The organism is Morganella psychrotolerans (genome assembly GCF_001676155.1).
Lineage (GTDB): Bacteria > Pseudomonadota > Gammaproteobacteria > Enterobacterales > Enterobacteriaceae > Morganella > Morganella psychrotolerans.
Map to the genome: position 1 here is coordinate 194,652 of NZ_LZEW01000023.1, position 24,867 is coordinate 219,518.

Genomic DNA, 24,867 nt, shown 5'->3' on the forward strand with positions numbered 1-24,867 from the left:
ATAAAAAAAAAGAGGATGCGATGAATTTCAGCCGCAGACAGTTCTTTAAGATTTGTGCGGGCGGGCTGGCCGGAACTACAGCCGCCGCGTTAGGCTTTATGCCGTCAGTAGCAATGTCTAATGTACGGGAATACAAATTACTCCGCTCGAAAGAGACCCGGAACACCTGTACCTACTGCTCAGTCGGGTGCGGATTGCTGATGTACAGCATAGGCGATGGTGCCATGAATGCTAAGTCTGCGATTTTCCACGTCGAGGGTGACCCTGATCATCCGGTTAACCGCGGGGCATTATGCCCGAAAGGTGCCGGCTTACTTGATTATATCCACAGTAACAGCCGTCTGCGCTACCCTGAATACCGGGCACCCGGCTCAGATAAGTGGCAGCGTATCAGCTGGGATGATGCCTTTGAACGCATCGCCCGTCTGATGAAAGCTGACCGTGATGCCAACTTCATTGAAAAAAACAACGAAGGCACCACAGTTAACCGCTGGCTGACAACGGGGATGCTTTGCGCTTCCGCTGCCAGTAATGAAACCGGCATGTTAACCCAGAAATTTACCCGCTCCCTCGGGATGCTGGCAGTTGATAACCAAGCGCGTGTCTGACACGGACCAACGGTAGCAAGTCTTGCTCCAACATTTGGTCGCGGTGCGATGACCAACCACTGGGTTGATATCAAAAATGCCAATGTCGTTGTGGTCATGGGCGGGAATGCGGCAGAAGCGCATCCTGTCGGATTCCGCTGGGCGATGGAAGCTAAAAATAATAACGATGCTACGCTGATCGTGGTTGACCCGCGCTTTACGCGGACAGCCTCCGTAGCGGATCATTATATTCCTATCCGTTCGGGTACTGATATTACCTTCCTTTCCGGGGTTATTCTGTATCTGACACAGAACGGGAAATTCCATGACGAGTATGTGCGCCATTATACCAATGCCGCATTACTGGTTCGTGAGGATTTCACTTTTGATGACGGCTTATTCAGTGGTTATGATGCTGAAAAACGCCGCTATGACAAAGCAACCTGGAACTACCAGTTTGATGAAAATGGTCATGCGCTGCGAGATGATACACTTGAAAACCCGCGCTGTGTCTGGAACCTGATGAAAGAACACGTATCCCGCTATACGCCGGATATGGTTGAGAAAATCTGCGGTACACCAAAAGCAGATTTCCTTAAAGTGTGCGAAATCCTGGCCTCTACCAGCCCGGCGAACCGCGCAGCCACGTTCCTGTATGCCTTAGGCTGGACTCAGCACACCGTTGGTGCGCAGAACATCCGTACTATGGCAATGATCCAGTTACTGCTCGGAAATATGGGTGTGGCAGGCGGCGGTGTTAACGCCCTGCGTGGTCACTCAAATATCCAGGGGCTGACTGATCTCGGTCTGCTTTCCACCAGCCTGCCGGGTTATCTGACACTGCCGTCAGAGAAACAAACGGATATCACCAGCTACCTGAAAGCGAATACGCCGAAAGCGACACTGCCGAACCAGGTGAATTACTGGAGCAACTATCCTAAGTTCTTCGTCAGTCTGATGAAATCCTTCTATGGTGATGCGGCTACGCCGGAAAACCAGTGGGGTTATGACTGGCTGCCGAAATGGGATCAGGCATATGACGTGCTGAAGTATTTCGACATGATGAACCACGATGAAATCACCGGTTATATCTGTCAGGGCTTCAACCCGGTTGCGTCCTTCCCGGATAAAAACAAAGTCGTCGGCTGCCTGAGCAAACTGAAATACCTGATAACTATCGATCCGCTGGTAACAGAAACCTCGAATTTCTGGCAGAACCACGGTGAGATGAATGATGTGGATACCGCGTCAATTCAGACAGAAGTGTTCCGCCTGCCATCCACTTGTTTTGCTGAGGAAGATGGTTCGATTGCCAACTCCGGACGCTGGTTACAGTGGCACTGGAAAGCAGCGGATGCCCCGGGCGAAGCGCGCAACGATGGTCAGATCCTTGCCGGTATTCTTTATAAGATCCGTGAATTATATGAAGAAGAAGGCGGTAAAGGCGTTGATCAACTGATGAAGATGTCGTGGGATTACAAACGTAAATTCCACCCGGAATCTGATGAAGTTGCCCGCGAAAATAACGGTGTTGCTCTGGAAGATCTTTTTGATGCCGACGGTAATCTGCTGGCGAAAAAAGGCTCACTTCTCAGCACCTTTGCACACCTGCGCGATGATGGTACCACCGCGTCTTCCTGCTGGATCTACACCGGCAGCTGGACGGAGAAAGGTAACCAGATGGCGAACCGGGATAACAGTGATCCTTCCGGTATCGGCAACACACTGGGCTGGGCATGGGCATGGCCGCTGAACCGCCGCGTTATCTACAACCGCGCGTCTGCTGATCCGCAGGGTAAACCGTGGGATAAAAACCGCGTGCTTATCGAGTGGAACGGCAAGAAATGGGTCGGTAACGATATCCCTGACTTCAACACCTCGGCACCGGAAGTCGGAACAGGGCCGTTTATCATGCAACCGGAAGGCTTAGGCCGCCTGTTTGCTATCGATAAAATGGCGGAAGGTCCGTTCCCGGAACATTATGAGCCGTTTGAAACACCACTCGGGACGAACCCGCTTCACCCGAATGTGATTTCTAACCCGGCCGCCCGTATCTTTGAAGATGACAAAAAACGCCTGGGCAGCCATACCGAGTTCCCGTATGTGGGGACGACGTACCGCCTGACCGAGCATTTCCATACCTGGACCAAGCACGCGCGGCTTAATGCTATCGCGCAGCCGGAACAGTTTGTCGAAATCAGTGAAACACTGGGTGAAGCCAAAGGGATCAGCAGTGGCGATAAAGTGAAAGTCAGCAGCAAACGCGGCTTTATCCGCGCCGTTGCCGTCGTCACAGCGCGCCTGCAAACTCTGATGGTGGACGGAAAACCAATCGAAACAGTCGGGATCCCGATTCACTGGGGCTTTGAAGGTGCGACACAAAAAGGCTTTATCGCCAATACACTGACGCCGGGAGTCGGTGACGCCAACTCGCAAACGCCTGAATTTAAAGCGTTCTTAGTTAACATCGAGAAGGCGTAAGGAGGAATTATGTCCATGCAATCTCAAGACATTATCAAACGTTCTGCGACTAACAGCATAACGCCACCTCCGCAGGCGCGCGACGACAAACTTGAAGTCGCAAAGCTTATCGACGTCACTACCTGTATCGGCTGTAAAGCCTGTCAGGTGGCGTGTTCTGAGTGGAATGATATCCGTGATGAAGTCGGATTCTGTACCGGGGTTTATGATAACCCGACGGATCTGAGTGCCAAATCCTGGACGGTCATGCGGTTCAGCGAAACCAAAGAAAACGGCAAGCTGGAGTGGCTTATCCGCAAGGATGGCTGCATGCACTGTACAGACCCGGGCTGCCTGAAAGCCTGTCCGTCTGCCGGCGCAATCATTCAGTACGCCAATGGTATCGTTGATTTTCAGTCAGAGCACTGTATCGGTTGCGGTTACTGTATTGCGGGCTGCCCGTTCAATATTCCGCGCCTCAATCCGAAAGACAACAGAGTGTACAAATGTACTCTCTGTGTTGACCGGGTCACCGTGGGTCAGGAACCGGCATGTGTCAAAACCTGCCCGACCGGCGCAATTCATTTCGGCACCAAAGCAGACATGCTGGAAGTGGCGGATGAACGCGTGCAGAAACTGAAAAAACGCGGGTTTGCCAATGCGGGTGTTTATAACCCGGAAGGTGTCGGCGGTACACACGTCATGTATGTATTGCAACATGCGGATAACCCGGAGCTCTATCACGGATTGCCGAAAGATCCGCAAATAGATACCCCGATCGACCTCTGGAAAGGCGTATTGAAACCGCTGTCTGCCATCGGGTTTATCGCCACGTTTGCCGGGCTGGTCTTCCACTATGTGGGGATAGGGCCGAATAAAGAAGTGAGCGATGAAGAAGAAGATGAGGAAAACCATCATGAGTAAGAAAAAAAGCAAAATGATCCTGCGCACAAAGTTTGTTGATCGTGCCTGTCACTGGACCGTGGTTATCTGCTTTTTTATGGTTTCCTTATCCGGTATTGCTTTGTTCTTCCCGACACTGCAATGGCTGACTGAGACGTTCGGGACACCACAGATGGGGCGTATTCTGCACCCGTTCTTTGGTGTACTTATTTTCTTCGTGCTGATGTTTATGTTTTTCCGCTTCGTCAAACACAATATTCCTGACCGCGAAGATATCTCGTGGGTTAAAAATATTGTGGAAGTGCTGAAAGGCAATGAACACAATGTGGCACGGGTCGGTAAATACAACGCCGGACAAAAAATGATGTTCTGGAGCATTATGAGCATGATTTTTGTGCTGCTTGCCACCGGTATTGTCATCTGGCGTCCGTACTTCGCGCACTACTTCCCGATGTGGATGATCCGCTGGAGCCTGCTGATTCATGCGGCTGCCGCTATCATTCTGATCCACGCCATCCTGATCCATATGTATATGGCATTCTGGGTGAAAGGATCGATTAAAGGAATGGTTGAAGGCAAAGTCAGCCGCCGCTGGGCGAAGAAACATCACCCGCGCTGGTATGAAGAAGTCGAAGCTAAAGAAGCCGCTGAAGACGCAAAACAGCAGAAGTAAGCTGTTGGAGCTGTAAATGTGAACTGCGCCGCAAACGTTCAAAACAACGGATGTGGCGCAGTTTTTTTTATGCTTTACTTCCTGACTCAGGATAAAGCATTCAGCACAATACAGCGGATAAATCAGCAGAATGAATAAGTACCATGTATCAAATAGTGAAGGTAGATTTGCAGCGGGTTCAGACGATGATGTTTTAGAAAACAAGCTTCTGTTATCTGAAGCCGATGATATTAACGATGCCGAGTTGGTATTACTGGAAAAACTTTATCAGATGGTTTTCAGTACTGCATTTCCTGCCGGAAAAATTACAGTAGCGCTCATAAAACAGTGGCACCGTCAGTGGCTGGGAAATATTTATGACTGGGCAGGGCAAATACGGACGGTTAATATCAGTAAAGGTAATTTCATGTTCGCGCCTGCGGGCAGAATCACAGGGCTGCTTACACAGCTCGAAAAAGAGTACCTGAATAAATATACACCCTGTACAGGAATGTCTCGTGAGCAGGTTATTGAAGCAATTGCGGTAGTACACACAGAACTTATTCTGATCCATCCGTTTCGTGAAGGAAACGGCCGTTTATCCCGCCTTCTTGCTGATGTTATGGCTGTTCAGGGCGGACTATATCCGCTGGATTACGACAGTTGGAAACAAAACCCGCCACACTATATTTCTGCTATCCACGCGGCATTAAATCTGAATTATGAACCAATGAAATATTGGGTTAATGAAGCACTGAAAAAAGACTAAACCGCCAATCTGAGGTGAGCATACCTTTCACGTTTTTCCTTCAGGGCATCTGCCAGACTTCGGGACTCCTGTCCGGTCTCAACCGCCGTGGACGTCACTACAGCCCGGATCAATTGCTCACTATCGGGCATTATCAGTGCATGTTGTGTTTTCTTACTGTTTTTCATTTTTCCTCCGGGCACAATGACACACCTGAGCATAATACCATTGCACATAATCCGCAATGGTCACTGAAAAAACAAAACCCGCCAAAAGGCGGGTTTTGAGAACTCACGACACTTCCCTGTGCGCAGTAATTACTGATCAAACATCTCTTTTAACCAGCCGGGTGCTTCTTCGCCGGACTGAGGTTCCTGCTGTACAGGCGCCGCCTGCTGTCCGCACAGTGCCTGGGCATCTGTGGTCCAGACCGGCAGGGTACGGGTGACACCCACGCCGTTACAGACAAAATTGCCGTCAGCATTAACCGACATATCAGCAATATCTTCCGGCGGATTCAGGTTCAGCGCCAGCGGTGGCTGATTATCCAGATAACGGGCATAGAGCACCAGCGCACCAGAGCCGCCGTACAGACCGGACGGACTGTTGTCATCCAGTCCCATCCAGGACACAGTGACCTCTTTACCGTCGATACCGACAAACCAACTGTCACGCATTTCGTTGGTAGTCCCGGTTTTCCCCGCCAGATTATATTTACCGAATTTCGGTCCTAACCGGCGGGCAGCCGTGCCGCGCACCACAACCTGCTGCATACCATATAAGGTCAGATAAGCCGCCTGTGGTGCAACCGCGCGCTGTGCCTGCGGGAAGCTCTGGTAAATCACTGTACCGTCTTCTGCGATAACAGAACGCAGTGCTGATAATGTTGCCCGGTTACCACCGCTGCCGATAGTCTGGAACAGTTGCGAAACCTGCAACGGTGTCAGGTTAACCGCACCCAGCAGCATTGCCGGGATCTTCTGTATGTTTTTCGCCGGTGCGCCGAGGCGGATAAAGGTATCCGCTACCGCATCCAGCCCGACCGCCATACCCAGGTTGACTGTCGGCACGTTAATAGAGCGGGCAAGCCCGTCAATCAGCATGACGCGTCCACGGAACTGGCGATCATCATTGCGTGGCGACCAGGTACCGCCGCCGCCCGGAACCTGAATGGTCAGCGGATTATCATCCAGCCAGGTATTCAGACGGAAAGTATCCGGATTTCCCAGCGCCGTCAGATACGTCATCGGTTTTGCCAGCGAGCCGATAGAGCGCTCTGCCGCCATTGCACGGTTAAACCCGGCAAACTGCGGCTGAGAGCCGCCGACCATGGCGCGGACTTCCCCGCTTATCCGGTCAACGATAACCATCGCCCCTTCCAGAGCCGGTTTTTTCCGTTCTGCACGGATAGCTTTAATCCCTTCTTCCACGGCATTTTCAGCCGCATCCTGCGATACCGGATCCAGCGTGGTGAAAATTTTCACGCCGGAGAGATCATCCACTTTATCACCCAGCTTCTCACGCAGTTCCTGGCGGACCAGTTGCATAAAGGCCGGTTGCGGTGTGATAACCCCGCTTTTTTCTTTCACACCCAGCGGACGGGCGCTCAGGACATCATACATATCCTGATCAATAACATTGCCCTGTGTCTGCAACAGTTTAAGCACCACATTACGGCGCTCAAGGGCATTTTGCGGATTACGCCACGGGTTGTAATACGACGCACCTTTAACCATCCCCACCAGCAATGCAACCTGGTCAAGACTCAGTTCATCCACCGGACGCCCGAAATAGTAAAGGCTTGCCAGCGGGAAGCCGCGGATTTGCTCATCACCGCTCTGCCCCAGATACACTTCATTCAGATACAGTTCAAGGATGCGATCTTTGTCGTAGCGGTAATCCATAATGAGCGCCATATAGGCTTCATTTGCTTTACGTACCAGTGTCCGCTCATTCGATAAGAAGAGGTTTTTCACCAGTTGCTGTGTCAGAGTACTGCCGCCCTGTACCGCGCGTCCGGCGGTCAGGTTTGCCAGTAAAGCACGCCCGATGGAGGTAATGCTTATCCCGTCATGCTCATAGAAATTACGATCTTCTGTGACCAGCAAGGCTTTTACCAGTACATCAGGGAAACCGTTACGGGCAAGGAACAACCGCTGCTCACCATTTGCAGATTGCAGCATGGTAATCAGTTTCGGATCGAGGCGGAAGAAGCCGAATTCACGACCGTTATCCACATTTTCGATTTTTTCCAGCCCGCCGGCGCCGAAGACCAGACGTGCGTTAATCTGCCCTTCTTTACTGTCAGGGAAGTCAAACGGGCGGCGGTGCAACTGAATCGTATTGCCGTTAACGGTAAATTCACCGGCGCTGGTAATTTTAGTCACCTGGCGGTACTGCATACCTTCCAGCAGTTTCACCATCTCTTTCTGGCTGTAATCCATGCCCGGCTCAAGATTCACGGTACGCCCGTAAACCGCCGCAGGCAGATCCCAGACTTTACCATCCAGCCGCTCACTGATTTTACTGGCCAGATACACGCCGTAAATTCCCAGCAGTACCGCCATGACAACACCAATCTTGACAAGGAACCAGATCCAGCGCCAGCGGCGCTTAGGCGGCTTGTTTTTGCGCCCTTTTTTACTCATACGAGCGGTTTCCTCATCATCATAATCGTCATCATCTTCAGGCTCGTCATCCGTAAATTCATCGTCATACTCATAATCGTCGTCATAATCCGCGTCCCGGCGACGGCGGTCTGAGCGCCTTTTCTTACCGGCAGCGGCTTTTTTGCCACTGCGGCCGGTGCGTTCACGATCAAAATCAGACATGCTCTCTCCCGTCAGTCTGTCTGCCGCCGTCCGTTGTTACAGCGGGACAGGCGATATATATACCTGCTATTGTCACCGATTCCGGCGACAGACACAGCAAAAATCGCGTTAAAAAAAGCAATCTTTGCATTTACATAAACTTTTTTACACGCTTGGTCGGTTGCGCGTTTGCCGGATCATCAGGCCAGAAATGCTTGGGATAACGTCCTTTCATCTCTTTTTGTACCTCCCTGTAGCTCCCTGCCCAAAACGCTTTCAGGTCTGCGGTGACCTGAATCGGACGGTGCGCGGGAGACAGCAGACTGACTGTCACCGGCAGACGACCCTGCGCCACAGACGGTGTTTCACCCACACCATACATCTCCTGAATACGTACTGCCATAACAGGTGGTTTATCTAATGTATATTCTACCGGGATCCGCGAGCCGGTGGGAACATCAAAATGGCGGGGAAACTGTGTATCCAGCCACTGCTGCTGTGACCAGTCAAGACGCTGGCGCAATGCACCATACAGATCAATTCCCGCAAGCTGCTGCTGATTGCGCACATTATTCAGATAAGGAGAGAGCCAGACCGCAAGCGTTTCCCGTAGTGTTTCATCATCCCCTCCCGGCAGCGTTTTCTCCGGGAACCAGATTTTCGCTAACTGTAAGCGGATGAGCAACTGCTGACTCTCATCACGCCACGTCAGCACGGATAAACCCTGCTCGCCTATCCAGCCCAGCAAGGCTTCACGGACAATGTCAGCAGAGGGCGCAGCAAGTTGTCTGCGCTCAATAATCAGCTGACCGCAGGTGACTGCCCGCCACGCCTGCCATGTTCCGCGACTCTCATCACGGGTCAGCCGGTTCTCTGTTTTCAGCAGATGCGGGGCGATATCCTGCAATTGTGACAGTTCAAACGGCACTGCGCGCAGAATGCGCGCATTGGCATATTGTTCATTTTGTAAGATAAGCGGGGCTACCAGCCCGTTTTCATTGCCGAGCGGGCTGCTTTCATCTGTGACCGCACCCACGCCGTTTGCCAGCTGAAAAATACCAAAACGTCCGCGGTTACCGGCAATGCGATCAGGAAATCCCTGTAATAAGGTGCGGCACAGCCAGTCATTGTCCGGCGGTTGTGCCGGTTTTCTGACCGGCAGCCCTGCGGCACTCAGTAATTGCTGAGCCCTCTTGTCCCAACGCGCAGACGGGTGAGTCAAATCATGCAGCAGGTTCCCGTTCCCCTCACGCGGCGGTTCTTCCAGTACGGCAATCAATCGTGCCGCCCAATAAATCTGCTGTGGAAATTCATTCAGCGTATATAACCACAATGCCGCATGGCGGGGCTCAGTACCGGCTCCCGCCATCGCTTCGCCTTTTGCCGTCAGCCCGCCCTGCGGCAGAAGGCAGCCACATCTGTCAGCAATTTTTGTGCAACGCGCACCGCAACCGCAGGAGGGGTATCAAGCCAGCACAGCTGAGAAACCTCACGGCAGCCCCACTGTGCCAGGTTCAGCATTAATCCGGATAAATCCGTGTGACAGATTTCCGGCTCACTGTGTGCCGCCGCCCGCTCTGCCTCCGCCTGCCCGCACAGATGCAGGCAAATCCCGGGACTCAGGCGCCCGGCACGTCCCGCGCGCTGAGTCATGGCGGCACGGCTTATCCGGCTGCGCACCAGACGGGTCAGCCCGCTGCGCGGATCAAACTGAGCCACTTTTTCCTGACAACTGTCCACCACCAGGGTGACACCTTCTATTGTCAGGCTGGTTTCCGCAATATTGGTTGCCAGTACAATTTTACGCATTCCCGCAGGCGGCGGTTCAATTGCCTTCTGCTGCTCATCAAGGGTGAGCGCCCCGTACAACGGGCAGATAAGTGTGTCCGCATCCGTTTTCCCGGTCAGTTGCTCTTGTAACCGGCAAATCTCAGCGCGTCCCGGCAAAAAGACCAGTACAGACCCGGACGCCTGCTGATACAACTGTAATACATGACGGGCAACTTCGCTGATAAACGGCTGATGCGGATTGAGAGGCTGCCAGCGCCGCTCAACAGGGAATGCGCGGCCTTCGGCGGTGATCACTTCAGCATCCGGCAGCAGAGATAATAATTGTTCATTATTTAATGTGGCGGACATAATCAGCAGCCGCAAATCACTGCGCAGTGAAGATTGCACATCTAATAGTAGTGCAAGAGCGAGATCAGCCTGCAAACTGCGTTCATGAAATTCATCCAGAATAATAATATCTACGTCAGATAATTCCGGATCTTGCTGTAACATCCGGACTAAAATGCCTTCTGTTACAACTTCTATTTGTGTCATTTTGCTGACCCGGGTTTCGCCGCGCATCCGGTAACCGACAGTCTCACCCACCTTTTCCCCGCGCTGTGATGCCAGCCGGTGCGCTACGCTGCGGGCCGCGATACGGCGGGGTTCCAGCATAATAATCCGCCCGGTAACTGATTCATCATCAAGCATAAGTAAGGGCAATACGGTGGACTTACCACTGCCGGTCGGTGCCTGTAATAATACCTGTGGCGCATGCCTGAGTGCGGCACTCAGCGCAGGGTAAATGTTACAAACGGGGGAATATGTCACAAAAACCTCATCATCTTCTGCTTAACTTTCGACGCGCAACATTGTAGCATTGCCGCCCCCTGAAAAGTGCAATCACATTGACAGGAGTTGCTATGGAGTTTCATCCCCCGTTACAGGCGGGGACGCTGATTCAGCGTTATAAGCGTTTTCTTGCGGATATTATCACGCAGGACGGCAGCACTATCACCATTCATTGTGCCAATACCGGCGCGATGACGGGCTGCGCAACACCGGGTGATACGGTCTGGTATTCCGAATCCGCCAATGCGAAGCGCAAGTATCCGCACAGTTGGGAGCTGACACAGACGCAGGACGGACATCTGATTTGTGTTAATACCCTGAGGGCGAATCAGCTGGTGAGTGAAGCGCTGATGCAGTCGCAAATCCCGGAGCTTGCCGGGTATCAAACTCAGGCACAGGAAGTAAGATACGGCAGCGAAAACAGCCGGATAGATTTTTTACTGACGGATCAGCATAAAACGCCCTGCTACATTGAGGTAAAATCCGTCACATTGCTGGAAAACGAACAAGGTTATTTTCCCGATACCGTAACTTTACGTGGACAAAAACACTTACGTGAGTTACAAGCAATTGCTGAAGCGGGAAACCGTGCAGTTCTCTTTTTTGCTGTACTGCATTCAGGGATTGAGTCAGTATCAGGAGCCGCACACATTGATAAAAAATATTCATCACTATTGCAGCAGGCAGTACTATCCGGAATGGAAATTATCTGCTACAAGATGCGCATAACACCGGATGGCATCAGGGTTGATGAAAAAATACCCTTTGTATTCACGGGGTGAATATCAGTTTTTTTTTAATAATAAGTAGGATGTTTTGTTAGCTGTGGGCGAATAAACACGCTGTTCTTCACACCTTACAAAACTAATGAGAACCAGGGTTGCATTACCCGTAATCATCTGCTATCAATAGCGACCTATTTTTTCCCCTCTAAGGGATATTGTCAGACATGCGTGTGTAGGAGAAGCATTATGCAGGAAGGGCAAAAACGTAAAACCTCGTCCCTGAGCATTCTTGCCATTGCCGGCGTTGAGCCGTATCACGAAAAAGCAGGCGAAGAATACATGAATACCGCTCAGTTGGCCCATTTCAAGTTAATACTTGAAGCATGGCGCAACCAGCTGAGAGACGAAGTCGGCCGTACTGTTACCCACATGCAGGATGAAGCAGCAAACTTCCCGGACCCGGTCGACCGCGCGGCTCAGGAAGAAGAATTCAGCCTGGAACTTCGTAACCGTGACCGCGAACGAAAACTGATCAAAAAAATCGAAAAAACCCTCAAGAAGGTTGAGGACGACGATTTTGGTTTTTGTGAGTCCTGCGGAGTCGAGATCGGGATCCGCCGCTTAGAAGCGCGCCCGACCGCAGATATGTGTATCGACTGTAAAACATTAGCTGAAATCCGCGAAAAGCAGATGGCAGGCTGATACATTATTTACCACGGACGGCGCTTTACAGCGCCGTCCGTTTTTATTTTCTATCCTGTAACCTATATATAGTGAAAATTATAATATATAGTGCAAACAACAATCTGCTCTGCCGACGTGGCGTGCCTGTTTCCGGCTCTCCGGCCGTTGTACCGGGACTGTCTTGCGTTCCTCCGTCACAATAAACACCGGCGTTGTAAATCACTTATATTCATTTACCATTGATGCCAGGCCCTGCCGCGCGTAAACTCTCCGGGCAAACGGCCTGTATTCCCCGTGATAATATGATTGCAAACAGGGAATAATTTAGCTTTACCTGAGGTAAAGCATTCTCAAAAATACAAGTGTACGATATTATTAGTCGCTTATTTTTTAGATCATTTAATTGTTATACAGAGGTGTACCATTTTAAATCGAGTCGCAAAGTTCTGTCGCAGTCTGATTTCACGCGAAAATAAAACAGATTGCACAGAGGCTGCCATTGAGAGGCCGGCCCCGAATGCTGACCATGCGCCGCAAAATCCGGCCACCCGCAGGGCTAAGCCCGCGCGTCCTGCCGTGAAGCGTAAAAAACCGGCACAAATGGATAATAATAGCGGAACAATCCGGGCGACAGTCATTCCCCGGAACAGTCACTCTATCTCCCGTCAGAACATCAGTGAAAACGCGCTTAAAGTTCTGTACCGCCTGAATAAATCAGGTTTTGACGCCCACCTTGTCGGCGGGGGTGTCCGTGATCTGCTGCTTGATCGCAAACCAAAAGACTTTGATATTGCCACTAACGCAACACCGGACGAAGTCAGAAAACTGTTCCGCAACTGCCGCCTGGTGGGTCGTCGTTTCCGCCTTGCACATATTATGTTCGGGCAGGATATTATTGAAGTCGCCACTTTCCGTGGTCCGCATGACAATGTGGAAGAACCCACCGAAACTGATGAAAAAACCCGCTCTCAGCAGGGTAAAAACGGCATGCTGCTGCGTGATAATATTTTCGGCACAATCGAAGAAGATGCAGTGCGCCGTGATTTCACCATCAACAGCCTGTATTACAGCGTGTCCGATTTCTCAGTACGGGATTATGTCGGTGGGTTGTCCGATTTACAGCAGCGGATTATCCGCCTGATTGGTGATCCTGAAACCCGTTACCGCGAAGACCCGGTGCGGATGTTACGCGCTATCCGTTTTGCCGGTAAGCTGGACATGACTATTGAGCCGCAAACCGCTGCACCTATCCGCACTCTGAGCACACTGCTGCGCGATATTCCCGCAGCCCGTCTGTTTGAAGAAGTGCTGAAATTATTACAGGCCGGTGACGGATATAAAACGTTCAATCTGCTGCGTGAGTACGATCTGCTGGATATGCTGTTCCCGCTGGTCGCCGGACCATTAAAAGAGAGTGGTAACACGCCGCTGGCACGTATTATCGACCAGGTACTCAAAAATACCGATTACCGCATCCATCATGATCAGCGGGTCAACCCGGCGTTCCTGTTTGCAGTAATGCTGTGGTATCCGCTGTGCGAACATGCGGAGAAACTCGCTCAGGAAAGCGGTCTGGCCTACTATGAAGCCTTTGCTATCGCCATCAACGATATTCTGGATGAACAGTGCCGCGCCATTGCTATTCCTAAACGCCTGACAACCGCAATGCGGGATATCTGGCAGTTACAGCTTCGTCTGCCGCGCCGTCAGGGTAAACGGGCTAACCGTCTGATAGAAAACCAGAAATTCCGTGCGGCATTTGATCTGCTGGAATTACGTGCAAAAGTGGAAGGTCGTCACGAATTGCAGGAACTGACACTCTGGTGGGCTGATTTCCAACTGGCGAATGCCCCGCAGCAGCGCACAATGGTATCAGACCTGGGCAGCGATACACTCAAACGCCGCCCGCGCCGTCGTCACCCGCGTTCCCGTCAGGGTAATGAGAACAATGCATCGTGATCCCGGTCTATATTGCCATCGGCAGTAACCTGGACTCTCCGTTGGATCAGGTCAACCGGGCGATTGCGGCATTAAATGATATACCGCAAAGCCGCCTGGTGCGCCACTCTGCATTCTACCGCACCGCACCAATGGGGCCTGCCGGTCAGCCTGATTATCTCAATCTGGCTGTCCTGCTTGACACCACGCTGACCCCGCATGAGCTGCTTGATGCCACCCAGGCTATCGAGCTGTCACAAGGTCGTGTGCGCAAAGATGAGCGCTGGGGTCCGCGCTCGTTAGACTTAGATATTATGCTGTTTGGTGATAAAGTCATTCATGATGAACGGCTGACCGTACCGCATTATGGCTTGAAAGAGCGTGAATTTATGCTGTACCCACTGGCAGAGATAGCGCCCGGGCTTATCCTGCCGGATGGCGAATCACTGGCAGACGTTATCGCCCGTACCCCGGAAAACGGGCTCGCGCTCTGGTCGTGAGACACGCCGGGACTCTGTACTTTTGGCTTACCGGACACAGACAAGGAGACACTGATGCGGATTATTGAAACAGCGCTTATCCTGCGCAACGAAATCGCCCGCCTGCGCACTGACAACAAACGTGTTGCGTTTATCCCGACAATGGGAAACCTGCACGATGGTCATCTGGCTCTGATTAAAGAAGCCCGCGCACAGGCTGATATTGTGGTGGTCTCCGTCTTTATTAACCCGCTGCAGTTTGTGCGGGAAGAAGATTTACAACGCTATCCGCGAACCTTGCAGGCGGATTGTGAAAAACTGAGTAAAGCACAGGTTGATCTGGTCTATGCCCCTGCCGTCAGTGATGTTTATCCTCACGGGCTGACACACCAGACACAGGTTGTTGTGCCGCCGCTGGTTCATCAGTGTGATGAGCCTCATCAGCGCACACGCCTGAGAGGCATCGCCACCGTGATGTGCAAATTATTCAACCTTGTCCGCCCGGACATTGTGTTTTTCGGCACAAACGACCATCCCCGCTATCTGACCATCCGCCGCCTTATCCGCGACCTGAACTATGATATTGCACTGGCAACTATTCCTACCGTCCGCGAAAAAACCGGGCTGGCGCTCAGTTCCTGCAATACGCTGCTCGGTACGGATGAGAAAAAAGCTGCACCGGGTCTTTACCGGACGCTGCAAACACTGGCAGATATGATCCGCGAACGTCCGAGTGCCATCAGCGAAAGCCTGGATAATGCCCGCGAAGATTTAAACACCGCGGGTTTCCGTGATGTCAGCCTGGAAATCTGTGATGCAGAGGATTTACAGGATGTACGTGTAAACAGTGAGAAAGCAGTTATTCTGGCCTCTGCCTGGCTGGGAAGCATCCGCCTGATTGACTGCCTGCATGTTAATCTGCCGCCCGCTGACTGAAATACCCCTCAATACGCCGGACAGTATCACTGTCCGGCGTATTACTGTACTGCAATAACAAAATCCATGCCTCCAGCCAGTCGTAGCGGGCTTTTATCTGCTCACTCAGCACCCGGTGATACTGTGTCCGCGCGTTAAGCATATCCGGCTGACTGCTTTGTCCGGCTGCAATACTTTTTTGTGTCGCCTGAATCTGCAATTGTGCCGCCGCCACCGCCTGGTCATAAGCCAGCAGTTTTACCCTGCCGCCCAGGCAAATCTGATACTGGCGTGATAACTCACGCAGCAGCGTCTGCACCACCGCATCCCGCTCATGCTGCGCGGTCTGATACTGTGCCGACACACGGCGCATTCCTGCCATATCTTTACCGCCGCTGAACAGCGGAACAGAGAGATGAATACCCGCACTGAGTGATTCATAACGCTGATTCACCATATTATTACTGTCAGATTTATTATCAGACCAGGATGCAAAGATCTGCGCGGTGGGCATGAACGCCCCGCGCTGTACTTCTGCTGCCTGTTTTGCCAGGCTCACTTCATACTGTGCCGCCAGGATCTGCGGGTTTTCTGCCAGCGCCCGCTGCTCCCATGCCGGGTATTCTGCCGGTAACAGCGCCGGTGGTTGAAAATCCCCCGAATTCAGCCGGGCAATATCATCGGCCCGCAATTGCGGCTGACCGATAATGTCTGCCAGGGTACGGCGGGCATGTTCAATCTCCGGCTCTGTATCCGCCACCTGCGCCTGAGCCAGTAACAACTGTGTCCGCTGAGCCTGAATATCAGTCAGCATACCTTCTCCCGACTGATAAAGCCGCTGCGCTGCTGCCAGCTGTGCGTGATGCAATACTTCCTGTTTCCGGTTCAGTGCCTGTTTATCCTGAACATAAGCGAGTGTCAGATATGCCTTTGTCACTCTGACCATCAGGTCAGATACCTGCTGCTGCCTGCGGCTGTCCGCTGCCGGACGGCTGATAAGCGACGCTTTATACTGACTGTACGCCGCATAATCAAACAGCGGCTGCGTCACCACCACATTCAGTGAGTGGCTGCGGTAAGTCTGCTGCTCCGCAACCGGCTCCCGTTTTGTCAGACGGTTTTGCGGCGCATTCTGATAACTCAGCCAGGCTGTCGGCAGAAGGTGTGCCAGCCCGGCATCCGCCTGAGCTAAATCTGCTTCATGGGTTTTCAGTGCTGCCTGAAAATGGGGATCTGACTCCAGCGCCAGCAGCCAGAGATCAGACAGTGTGATTGCCTGTGCCGTCCCGGTCAGCAGCCACAACAATGCCGCACAGAGTGCGCCTGAAAAATAGTGCATGCTGTTACTCCTCTGCCAGTGCGGAATGCAGGCGATCGGTTACCGGTCTGAATAAATAGCTTAACAATGAGCGTTCGCCGGTTTTAATAAAAATGTCCACCGGCATACCCGGCTTTATCGCGGGAAGTCCGGGCTCCTGCACTACGGCGACCTGAATCTGATAATACGGCTCGCGGGTGTCGGGATCTGTCAGGCGGTCAGCAGAGATAAATATCAGTTCACCGCGCAATTTCGGCGTCCGGTTCTGGTTGAATGCCGTAAAAATAAGATCCACAGGATAACCGGATGCCACTTTATCTCTCCACTGAGGTGATAATTTTCCGTCAATAATTAATGTCTGTTCCTGCGGGACAACCGACATCAGTTTCTCACCCGCCCGCACCACGCCACCGTGAGTGAAAATGGATAAATCCATCACTGTTCCGCTCACCGGTGCGGTTATCTGATGTTTATCCGTCAGATCCGTTTCAATAATCCGCTGCTTTTCCAAATCGCTGTACTGCACCGTCAGGCGCGCCAGGGTTTCACGCGCTTCCTGCTGAAAATTTGCCTGCCGCTGGGCTATCCGCTGTATCAGAGAAGCTTTTTGCTCCTCTGCCTGGCTGATGTGCAGACGGTTTTCATTAATCTGGCTGAGACACACTGCTTTTTCGCGGGCGATCTCCAGATAGCGGTGATGTGCCAGATATCCCTCCTCCGCCAGTGATTTCAGGTTTGCCGTCTGAGTGGTCAGGCTGCTCAGTTGCTGCTGCTTGTTGCGGGTAATATCGCTGAGAGTCACGAGCCGCCGGGTCAGACCGCTGATGGTCACCTGCCAGCCCTGAATTTCACTCTCCAGCTCAAGACGACGGGCGGTCAGTAATGCATTTTGTGCCTGTAACTGCGCTTCTCCGTAAGGTGCAGGCGCGTAGTATTTGTCCGCTGCATTCAGTGTAAACCCGCTCTGCCCGCTGAGTTCAGCTTCCAACCTGCGGATAGTGACCTGTGTGCTGTCAAGTTGCTCCGCCAGTGACACCCTGCGCGCCTGAGACTGCACCGGGCTGAGACTGACCAGTACCTGACCTTCATCCACCCGCTGCCCGTTTTCTGCTTGTATGGCAGAGATAACCCCGTCCACCGGCGACTGAACCTGCTTTGTACTGCCGGACACAATCACTGTCCCCGATGCGGCGACACCTTTATCCAGTGGTGCCAACCCCGCCCACAGCAAAAAACCACAGAAACCGGCGATAATCATCACACCACCTGCCCGCCTGTACAGCTGGGTGTCCACCGGCACATTCACAGCGTCTGATTTTGTTTTTTTATGTTTATTTATCATGATGTTCTGCCCGGTTTCCCTGTGAGTTACCCGCCTGTGTATTGTTTTCTGGTGGATCGTTTTTCGGTGAATGATTCAGTTCTGCGATAACCTGAGCAGTGGGTCCGGACAGCTTTGTATGTCCGTCAATCAGGAGTAACAGTTTGTCTGTGACAGACAGCAGTTGTTTATGGTGAGTGATCAGAATGACGGTTTTTTTTCTGTTCTTTCAGTGTGTTAATAGCACTGACCAGCGCGAGTATCCCCGCATCATCCAGATTAGAGTTTGGTTCGTCTAAAATAATCAGTGCAGGTGAACCATACAGTGCGCGGGCAAGTGCAATACGCTGGCGCTGTCCGCCGGAAAGCCCTTCTCCGTTGGGTCCGGTCAGCGTTTCATATCCCTGCGGCAGTTGCAGGATCAATTCATGAATTTGCGCCATTTTTGCGGCACAAATAATATTATCTGTATCAGCCTGAGGATCGAACCTGGCAATATTGTCGGCAATTGTGCCGGTAAAAAGCGCAATTTCCTGCGGAAGATAGCCGATGTACTGACCAATCTCCGCTTTGTCCTGCTGACTGATATCCGCGCCATCCAACCGGACAGCACCCCGCGTTGCAGGCCACAGCCCGGCAAGCAGTTTTGCCAGGGTCGATTTACCGGCACCACTCGGACCAATCACCCCCAGCACCTCTCCCGCCGCCAGACTGAAATGCAGATTATGCAACAGCGGCACATTACTGTGAGGATACCCCGCCTGCATAACGGATACAGACAGGTTTCCCTTTGGCACCGGCAGCGCAATTTTCTCCGGAGGTGACGGGTGTGCTGCCAGCAAGGTTTTCAGACGCTGATAGGCCAGCCGGCTCTCTTTCGCGCTTTTCCATACGCCGATAACCTGTTCAATCGGCGCAAGTGCACGCCCCATCAGAATAGATCCCGCAATCATCATGCCGGGCGTAATGGTATTATCCAGCGCCAGCCAGCCACCCAACCCGAGCATCAGGGATTGCAGGGCTATACGCGTGGTTTTGGTCAGCGACATCATTTTAGCGGCAATATCACTTGCCTGAGTCTGCGCCTCAAGACAGCAAAGGTGGTTATTGAGCCAGCGCTGACGCAGGTGATGCTGCATTCCCATCGCGTCAGCGGGCTGTGTGTGCTCAAAATGGCTGCTCTGCATCAGTTGCGCGGTGGTGGCAAACTGATTCGCTGCCGTCAGCGGTGGTCCGGAAAAACGCTCGTTGATAATGGCAAGAAACAGCAGGAGCAATGCCCCGCATAATGCAAACAATCCCAGCCATGGGTTAAACAGCGCAATAACCAGCAGATAAACCGGGAACCAGGGCAAATCAAAGAAGGCAAAAATACCGTTGCCGGTAATAAAACGGCGCAGCAGCATCAGATCGGTCAGTGCCGCTGATGGTGTAATACCCGGGCTGCGGTTTAGTTTCGCCTGAAATGCAGCCGTGTAAATACGGGTATTCAGTGCCATATCAAATTGATTGCTCATACGGATAACCAGCAGATTACGCAGGAAATCCAACCCGCCCATCAGGATAAACAGCCCGATCATAATGAGTGTCAGCATCAGTAATGTCATGTCATTACCGGAAGGTAAAACGCGGTCGTAGACCTGCAACATATACACGGACGGCACTAACATAAGCAGATTAATCAGTGCAGTGAATAATGCGAGAGTGGTAAACAGTTTTTTTCGTGTGGTGATAAACGCGGTGATTTCGTTTCTGGTTTTCCCGGAAAACATAAACAGGTGCTCCGCCTGAGTCATAGCTCAGGAGTCTTGTTATTGATATACCCTTATTCATTCAAACTGCGGGTTCGTTGGCTGCATTCTGAATGACGTTGGGTATGGTGTTATTGAGAGGGGTGTTACATATATGCCCGGCGGGCTATTCTTTCACAAGCTGAGCGCCGCCATCACGCCAGATTTCGGCCCGGTAATGACCGGGAGATTCAGCACAAAAAAAGTAACGGGCGGTGCCGTCTGCGGTGACAAACGCAATTCCGTCCGGTTCCGGACGCCAGGCAGTAACGGGTTGGTTTGCCGCGTCGTCAATAAAGTTCAGCACAAACCCGTTTGCTGTCTCATCGGGGATATCGGTCAGTATGACTCTTTGTGTGTGTTGCACATCGGTAAACTGCCATTCACCTTTTAAAGCGCCCGCTGTGGGCAGAACCTGACTGTCCGCCATGCTGTATCCTGAAAAAAGAAGAAAAAACAGTGATAATATTAAGTATCTGATAGGCATTTCAACCATTCCCTGTACGGTACGGACGCCGCAGTCACTACTGCCGCGCCCGCCTGCTGCGTTATACGATAAAGTCAGTTACGACATTTACCGTACCCACAATATCGACTTTAAAATCAGGCTGATACTGATGCCCGCCAATATTGATAAGCAGCTCAGTCAGGTTTCGGTCATCATCATAACTGAGCATGGCTTCCCCGGCTGTGCCACTGAATTCATCCACAAAGTGAATAAACTTGTCACCAAACTGGTTCTGATTCAGTCCCTGTAAGTCGATGCGATCCAGACCGGTTGAGAAGTCCATAATGCGATCAGGCTGCGCATACAGAGAATCTGTTACGGCAGAAAAGACAAAAATATCCTGCCCGGTACCGCCCCAGAGTTTATCCTGCCCGGCACCGCCGTACAGAACATCATCCCCCGCATTGCCTTTGAGGATATTATCCGCATCGTTGCCTATCAGAATATCGTCACCATAACCGCCATAGGCATTCTCAATCACCACGCCGTGTGCAATGGACACATTGCCGATCAATCTGCCGACATCAGAGAATTTGCCTTCTTCCAGGGTGATCCTCTGGTCATTGAAATAACGGGAGAAGTCCAGCGTATCATTGCCCCCGCCGTCCCAGATGGTGAAGATCAGTTTGTCACCACCACTTTTGGCGGAGTAATAATCACGTCCGGTATTAGAGTTAAACCCATACACGGTATCATCCGACCGGGTGTTGTAATTAGCACCATACAGCTTCTGGATAGCCGTAATGTCATCCAGCAAAGGGGCTGAAGCATAGCTTCCTTTATGATCGCCGCCGGTCATTTTTTCACTCCAGTAACTCATGACACTGTACTGGCGGGTATCTTCTGCATAATCGGCATTTTTATAAGAGGGGCTTCCCTGACCCGCGTTATAATCACCGGGGTGTAATAATCCCAGTGAATGACCGATTTCATGCGTCATTGTCAGGCGTCCGTAATTACCGTTTTCCGGTGTAATATTCAGCGCACCCGGCGTTGAACTGTACCAGGTCTGACCGGACACATCATAGCCGCGTGAATCCGTAAACGGCCTGCCCCATTCATCACGGCTGAACGGCAGCATCGCGTAAGCCTGGGTATATTTATCATTAATATATCCGAAGGTAATATTGGTATATATTTCGCCCTTCCCTGCATTTACTTCAGTAAATTTAACGTTTGCCACATCAGACCACGACTGTAGTGATAAGCGTGCCTGTGCCTGCTGGTTTTCATTAAATCCCTGTAATCCTTTATCACCGAAAGCATTCCTGTACATCCCTTCCCATGTCGGGAAAGAGTAAGTCACCTCCGCAGGCTGCCCGATTTTATCAATACCATTCCATGTTGTATTTTTCCGGGCTATATGATCACCCGCATCAAATGCATCGTATGAGATTTTATTATTAATATAACGCCCGTTACCCCGCCCGGGACTACTCAGTATATCATTAATAAATGACCACCCGCCTTCCTTGCCGTATGCCGCTACACCCATAAAATACCTCCGGTATATACCCTTATTCATTCAAACTGCAGGTTCGTTGCCGCAGTCAGCCTGCATCCTGAATGACGTTGGGTATAGTAGTTAAACAGAACGAAATTTATCTTAAACAGTCAATGAAACTGATGTATCTCATCAGTCTGCACACGATAAACACATTAGTTTAACTAATCTATCTGGTGATAAATAAATGCACACTAATTCTGTTATTTGGTTTTGGAACAGCTGAGGACAGAAGAAGGCGCTCAGCTATCAGAGATAGCCGGAGGAAAAATAATTACATGACGGGGGGGAAATGGTGGGGTGATGCGACAAAAAACCCGGCGATTGTTTTGCCGGGTTTTTATCAGAGGAGTGATTCAGGATCAGGTTCTCAGACCGCGTCCTTTCTCTATCAGGCGCCAGGTCAGGATATAAAATACCGCGATAAACAGACTCAGAACGCTGAGTGTTGTCGCCACAGAAACATCACTGATACCTAAGAAACCATAACGGAAGCCGCTAATCATATACACAATCGGGTTGAGTTTGGAAACCGCCTGCCAGAATGCCGGTAACAGTGTCAGGGAGTAAAATACGCCCCCCAGATAGGTCAGCGGCGTCAGGACAAAAGTCGGAATAATACTGATGTCATCAAAGCTTTTCGCAAACAGTGCATTGAGCAGCCCCGCCAGCGAGAAAAGGATCGAGGTCATCAGCAGTGTGGTAACAATCATAAACCACGAATGGATGTGTAACGGTACAAAAAACAGGGAGATAAGCGTGACCAGTATGCCAACCAGCACACCACGCGCCACGCCGCCACCGACAAACCCGGCAATAATGACGTGAGTCGGCACCGGGGCGACCAGCAGTTCTTCAATACTTTTCTGAAATTTCGCACCAAAAAAGGAAGACGACACATTGGCATAAGAGTTGGTTATCACTGACATCATGATAAGTCCGGGCACGATAAACTGCATGTATCCCACGCCGCCCATTTCACCAATCCGGTTACCTATCAGGTTCCCGAAGATAATAAAATAGAGTGACATAGTGATCACCGGCGGGATCAGTGTCTGTACCCAAATCCGCATAAAGCGGGTGATCTCTTTGCGCCAGATTGTTTTCAGCGCCACCCAGTACAACGACATCATTTTTCAGCCTCCGCATCGTGATTAACCAGATGCACAAATAATTCTTCCAGACGGTTTGCTTTGTTCCGCATACTTAACACATCAATCCCCTGCGCATTCAACTGTGCAAAAATACCATTCAGCCCCTGCTCACGGCGGACTTCCACTTCCAGCGTTGAGGTATCTGTTAACTGATATTTATAGCCCTCAAGCTGCGGAAGCGGACTTTTTGCGCCTAAATCCAGGATAAAGATTTCAGACTCCAGCTTGCTGAGCAGTGCTTTCATACTGGTATTTTCCACCAGCTCGCCGTGCTGGATAATTCCGATATTGCGGCACAGCATTTCTGCCTCTTCCAGATAGTGCGTCGTGAGGATGATAGTCGTCCCCTGTGCATTCAACATTTTCAGGAAGCCCCACATCGAGCGGCGCAGTTCAATATCCACCCCGGCAGTCGGTTCATCGAGGATCAGTAGTTTCGGCTGATGCATCAGCGCGCGGGCAATCATCAGGCGGCGTTTCATCCCGCCGGACAGATGCATGGCACGTTCATCGCGCTTTCCCCATAAATCCAGTTGCGTCAGGTAGATTTTTGCCCGCTCCTGCGCCACATCGTGCGGCACGCCGTAATAGCCCGCCTGCTGTAATACTATCTGTAATACGGTTTCAAACGGGTTAAAGTTAAACTCCTGCGGTACCAGCCCCAGTTGGCGCTTTGCCAGCACCAGGTCGGTATCGATGTCATAGCCGAAAACCGAGACTTTCCCGGCGGTTTTATTGACCAGAGAGCTGATAATACCGATGGTGGTGGATTTTCCTGCGCCGTTCGGACCCAGTAACGCATAGAAATCCCCGGCGCTGACATTCAGGTCTATTCCCTTCAAAGCCTGCACGCCACCTGCATACTGCTTGGTTAATTGTGATATTTCCAGTGCATAGGTCATAACAGAAAAATACCTTTTTAATTTAGAAATTTGAGTGCAATATAAACCAAAATATTACCTGCGAACCGGAATCGGTTCTTGACAATTTGTCTTCTTTTCTGAAATCATTTAATAACAAATTATTAAAATTTAAATTTTTTATACACAGATTCTAGCGAAAGGATCTCCAACAGGCTATCCGTCATGATGAAAAAAATCGAAGAGCTGTTTGCCAATAACAAACAGTGGTCCGAATCCGTAAATGAAAAAGATCCGGATTTTTTCAAAGAACTCGCACAGGCTCAAAAGCCGCGGTTCCTCTGGATTGGCTGTTCTGACAGTCGCGTTCCCGCCGAAAAACTGATCGACGCCGCACCGGGGGATCTGTTTGTTCACCGTAATGTGGCAAATCTGGTTATCCATACTGATCTTAACTGTCTCTCGGTTATTCAGTATGCGGTGGATGTTTTACAGGTCGAGCATATTATCGTCTGCGGTCACTATAACTGCGGCGGTATTCAGGCAGCCATCGAGGGCACCGAACTCGGGCTGATTAATAACTGGCTGCTGCATATCCGCGATATCTGGTATCAGCACAGTTCGCTGCTGGGTGAACTCGCGCCGCAGGACCGAATCAATCGCTTATGCGAGCTGAACGTGGTTGAGCAGGTGTATAACCTCGGCCACTCCACTATCATGCAGGCGGCGTGGAAACGCGGTCAGCGGGTGATGATCCACGGCTGGATTTACGGGATAAACAAAGGCCTGCTTCATGATCTGGATATCAGCTCTGACAGCCGGGAAAAAATGGAACTGGTCTATCGTCAGGCGGTTGCCAAGCTTTCTAATATGTCACAGTCCTGATCAC

General features: G+C 51.3%; 18 protein-coding genes and 2 pseudogenes. 11 read left to right on the forward strand and 9 right to left on the reverse strand.

Annotated features, from left to right (window positions below):
• Positions 1-20: 20 nt before the first annotated feature.
• The 5 genes from fdnG (at position 21) to AYY16_RS20295 (ending at position 5,637) form a co-directional block, all read left to right on the forward strand.
• Positions 21-3,068, forward strand: coding sequence for a formate dehydrogenase-N subunit alpha (gene fdnG / locus AYY16_RS13995; RefSeq protein ID WP_150384978.1), 3,048 nt, complete (start codon positions 21-23; stop codon positions 3,066-3,068).
• 9 nt (positions 3,069-3,077) lie between these two features.
• On the forward strand, positions 3,078-3,971 hold the full coding sequence (gene fdxH / locus AYY16_RS14000; RefSeq protein WP_067367801.1) for a formate dehydrogenase subunit beta: 894 nt from the start codon (positions 3,078-3,080) through the stop codon (positions 3,969-3,971).
• On the forward strand, positions 3,964-4,623 hold the full coding sequence (gene fdnI / locus AYY16_RS14005; RefSeq protein ID WP_067367803.1) for a formate dehydrogenase-N subunit gamma: 660 nt from the start codon (positions 3,964-3,966) through the stop codon (positions 4,621-4,623). Before fdxH ends, fdnI begins: the two co-directional genes overlap by 8 nt.
• A gap of 130 nt (positions 4,624-4,753) precedes the next feature.
• A complete protein-coding gene (locus tag AYY16_RS14010) occupies positions 4,754-5,371 on the forward strand; it encodes a Fic/DOC family protein (protein ID WP_067367806.1) in 618 nt (205 codons plus the stop codon).
• A 14-nt stretch (positions 5,372-5,385) separates the two neighbouring features.
• Complete coding sequence (locus AYY16_RS20295) at positions 5,386-5,637, forward strand: hypothetical protein (protein WP_156665011.1); 252 nt, start codon at positions 5,386-5,388, stop codon at positions 5,635-5,637.
• A gap of 30 nt (positions 5,638-5,667) precedes the next feature.
• Here AYY16_RS20295 and mrcB read toward each other — a convergent pair whose 3' ends face one another.
• On the reverse strand, positions 5,668-8,181 hold the full coding sequence (gene mrcB / locus AYY16_RS14015; RefSeq protein ID WP_067367809.1) for a bifunctional glycosyl transferase/transpeptidase: 2,514 nt from the start codon (positions 8,179-8,181) through the stop codon (positions 5,668-5,670).
• Between the two features lie 130 nt (positions 8,182-8,311).
• Positions 8,312-10,761: pseudogene (gene hrpB, locus AYY16_RS14020) on the reverse strand (ATP-dependent helicase HrpB).
• A 92-nt stretch (positions 10,762-10,853) separates the two neighbouring features.
• Between hrpB and sfsA the strand changes: the two are divergent.
• The 5 genes from sfsA (at position 10,854) to panC (ending at position 15,544) form a co-directional block, all read left to right on the forward strand.
• The gene (sfsA, locus tag AYY16_RS14025; RefSeq protein ID WP_067367813.1) at positions 10,854-11,564 is read left to right on the forward strand and encodes a DNA/RNA nuclease SfsA; all 711 of its coding nucleotides are present in this window, start codon (positions 10,854-10,856) and stop codon (positions 11,562-11,564) included.
• 189 nt (positions 11,565-11,753) lie between these two features.
• The gene (gene dksA / locus AYY16_RS14030) at positions 11,754-12,209 is read left to right on the forward strand and encodes an RNA polymerase-binding protein DksA (protein WP_067367817.1); all 456 of its coding nucleotides are present in this window, start codon (positions 11,754-11,756) and stop codon (positions 12,207-12,209) included.
• A 438-nt stretch (positions 12,210-12,647) separates the two neighbouring features.
• Positions 12,648-14,150, forward strand: a complete 1,503-nt coding sequence (pcnB, locus tag AYY16_RS14035; RefSeq protein WP_223861236.1) for a polynucleotide adenylyltransferase PcnB — start codon at positions 12,648-12,650, stop codon at positions 14,148-14,150.
• On the forward strand, positions 14,147-14,629 hold the full coding sequence (gene folK / locus AYY16_RS14040) for a 2-amino-4-hydroxy-6-hydroxymethyldihydropteridine diphosphokinase (RefSeq protein WP_067367820.1): 483 nt from the start codon (positions 14,147-14,149) through the stop codon (positions 14,627-14,629). The genes pcnB and folK overlap by 4 nt, the downstream gene beginning before the upstream one ends.
• A 54-nt stretch (positions 14,630-14,683) precedes the next feature.
• Positions 14,684-15,544, forward strand: coding sequence for a pantoate--beta-alanine ligase (panC, locus tag AYY16_RS14045; RefSeq protein ID WP_067367824.1), 861 nt, complete (start codon positions 14,684-14,686; stop codon positions 15,542-15,544).
• Here panC and AYY16_RS14050 read toward each other — a convergent pair.
• The 7 genes and pseudogenes from AYY16_RS14050 to AYY16_RS14080 all read right to left on the reverse strand — a co-directional run bounded on the left by AYY16_RS14050 (position 15,522) and on the right by AYY16_RS14080 (position 24,020).
• Entirely contained in the window at positions 15,522-16,862 is a 1,341-nt protein-coding gene (locus AYY16_RS14050; RefSeq protein ID WP_067367826.1) for a TolC family outer membrane protein, read from the reverse strand. The genes panC and AYY16_RS14050 overlap by 23 nt on opposite strands.
• A gap of 4 nt (positions 16,863-16,866) precedes the next feature.
• Entirely contained in the window at positions 16,867-18,183 is a 1,317-nt protein-coding gene (locus AYY16_RS14055; protein WP_067367828.1) for an HlyD family type I secretion periplasmic adaptor subunit, read from the reverse strand.
• Positions 18,173-19,934: pseudogene (locus tag AYY16_RS14060) on the reverse strand (type I secretion system permease/ATPase). The gene AYY16_RS14055 and the pseudogene AYY16_RS14060 overlap by 11 nt, the downstream one beginning before the upstream one ends.
• A gap of 145 nt (positions 19,935-20,079) precedes the next feature.
• Entirely contained in the window at positions 20,080-20,382 is a 303-nt protein-coding gene (locus tag AYY16_RS14065) for an AprI/Inh family metalloprotease inhibitor (protein WP_082970746.1), read from the reverse strand.
• 118 nt (positions 20,383-20,500) lie between these two features.
• Entirely contained in the window at positions 20,501-21,955 is a 1,455-nt protein-coding gene (locus AYY16_RS14070) for a serralysin family metalloprotease (protein WP_067367831.1), read from the reverse strand.
• A 371-nt stretch (positions 21,956-22,326) separates the two neighbouring features.
• Positions 22,327-23,097 (reverse strand): ABC transporter permease, encoded by a 771-nt coding sequence (locus AYY16_RS14075; RefSeq protein ID WP_067367834.1) that lies wholly within the window; start codon positions 23,095-23,097, stop codon positions 22,327-22,329.
• Complete coding sequence (locus AYY16_RS14080; RefSeq protein ID WP_067367837.1) at positions 23,094-24,020, reverse strand: ABC transporter ATP-binding protein; 927 nt, start codon at positions 24,018-24,020, stop codon at positions 23,094-23,096. The genes AYY16_RS14075 and AYY16_RS14080 overlap by 4 nt, the downstream gene beginning before the upstream one ends.
• A 183-nt stretch (positions 24,021-24,203) precedes the next feature.
• Between AYY16_RS14080 and can the strand changes: the two genes are divergently transcribed.
• Positions 24,204-24,863, forward strand: a complete 660-nt coding sequence (gene can / locus AYY16_RS14085) for a carbonate dehydratase (RefSeq protein ID WP_067367840.1) — start codon at positions 24,204-24,206, stop codon at positions 24,861-24,863.
• Positions 24,864-24,867: the final 4 nt, after the last annotated feature.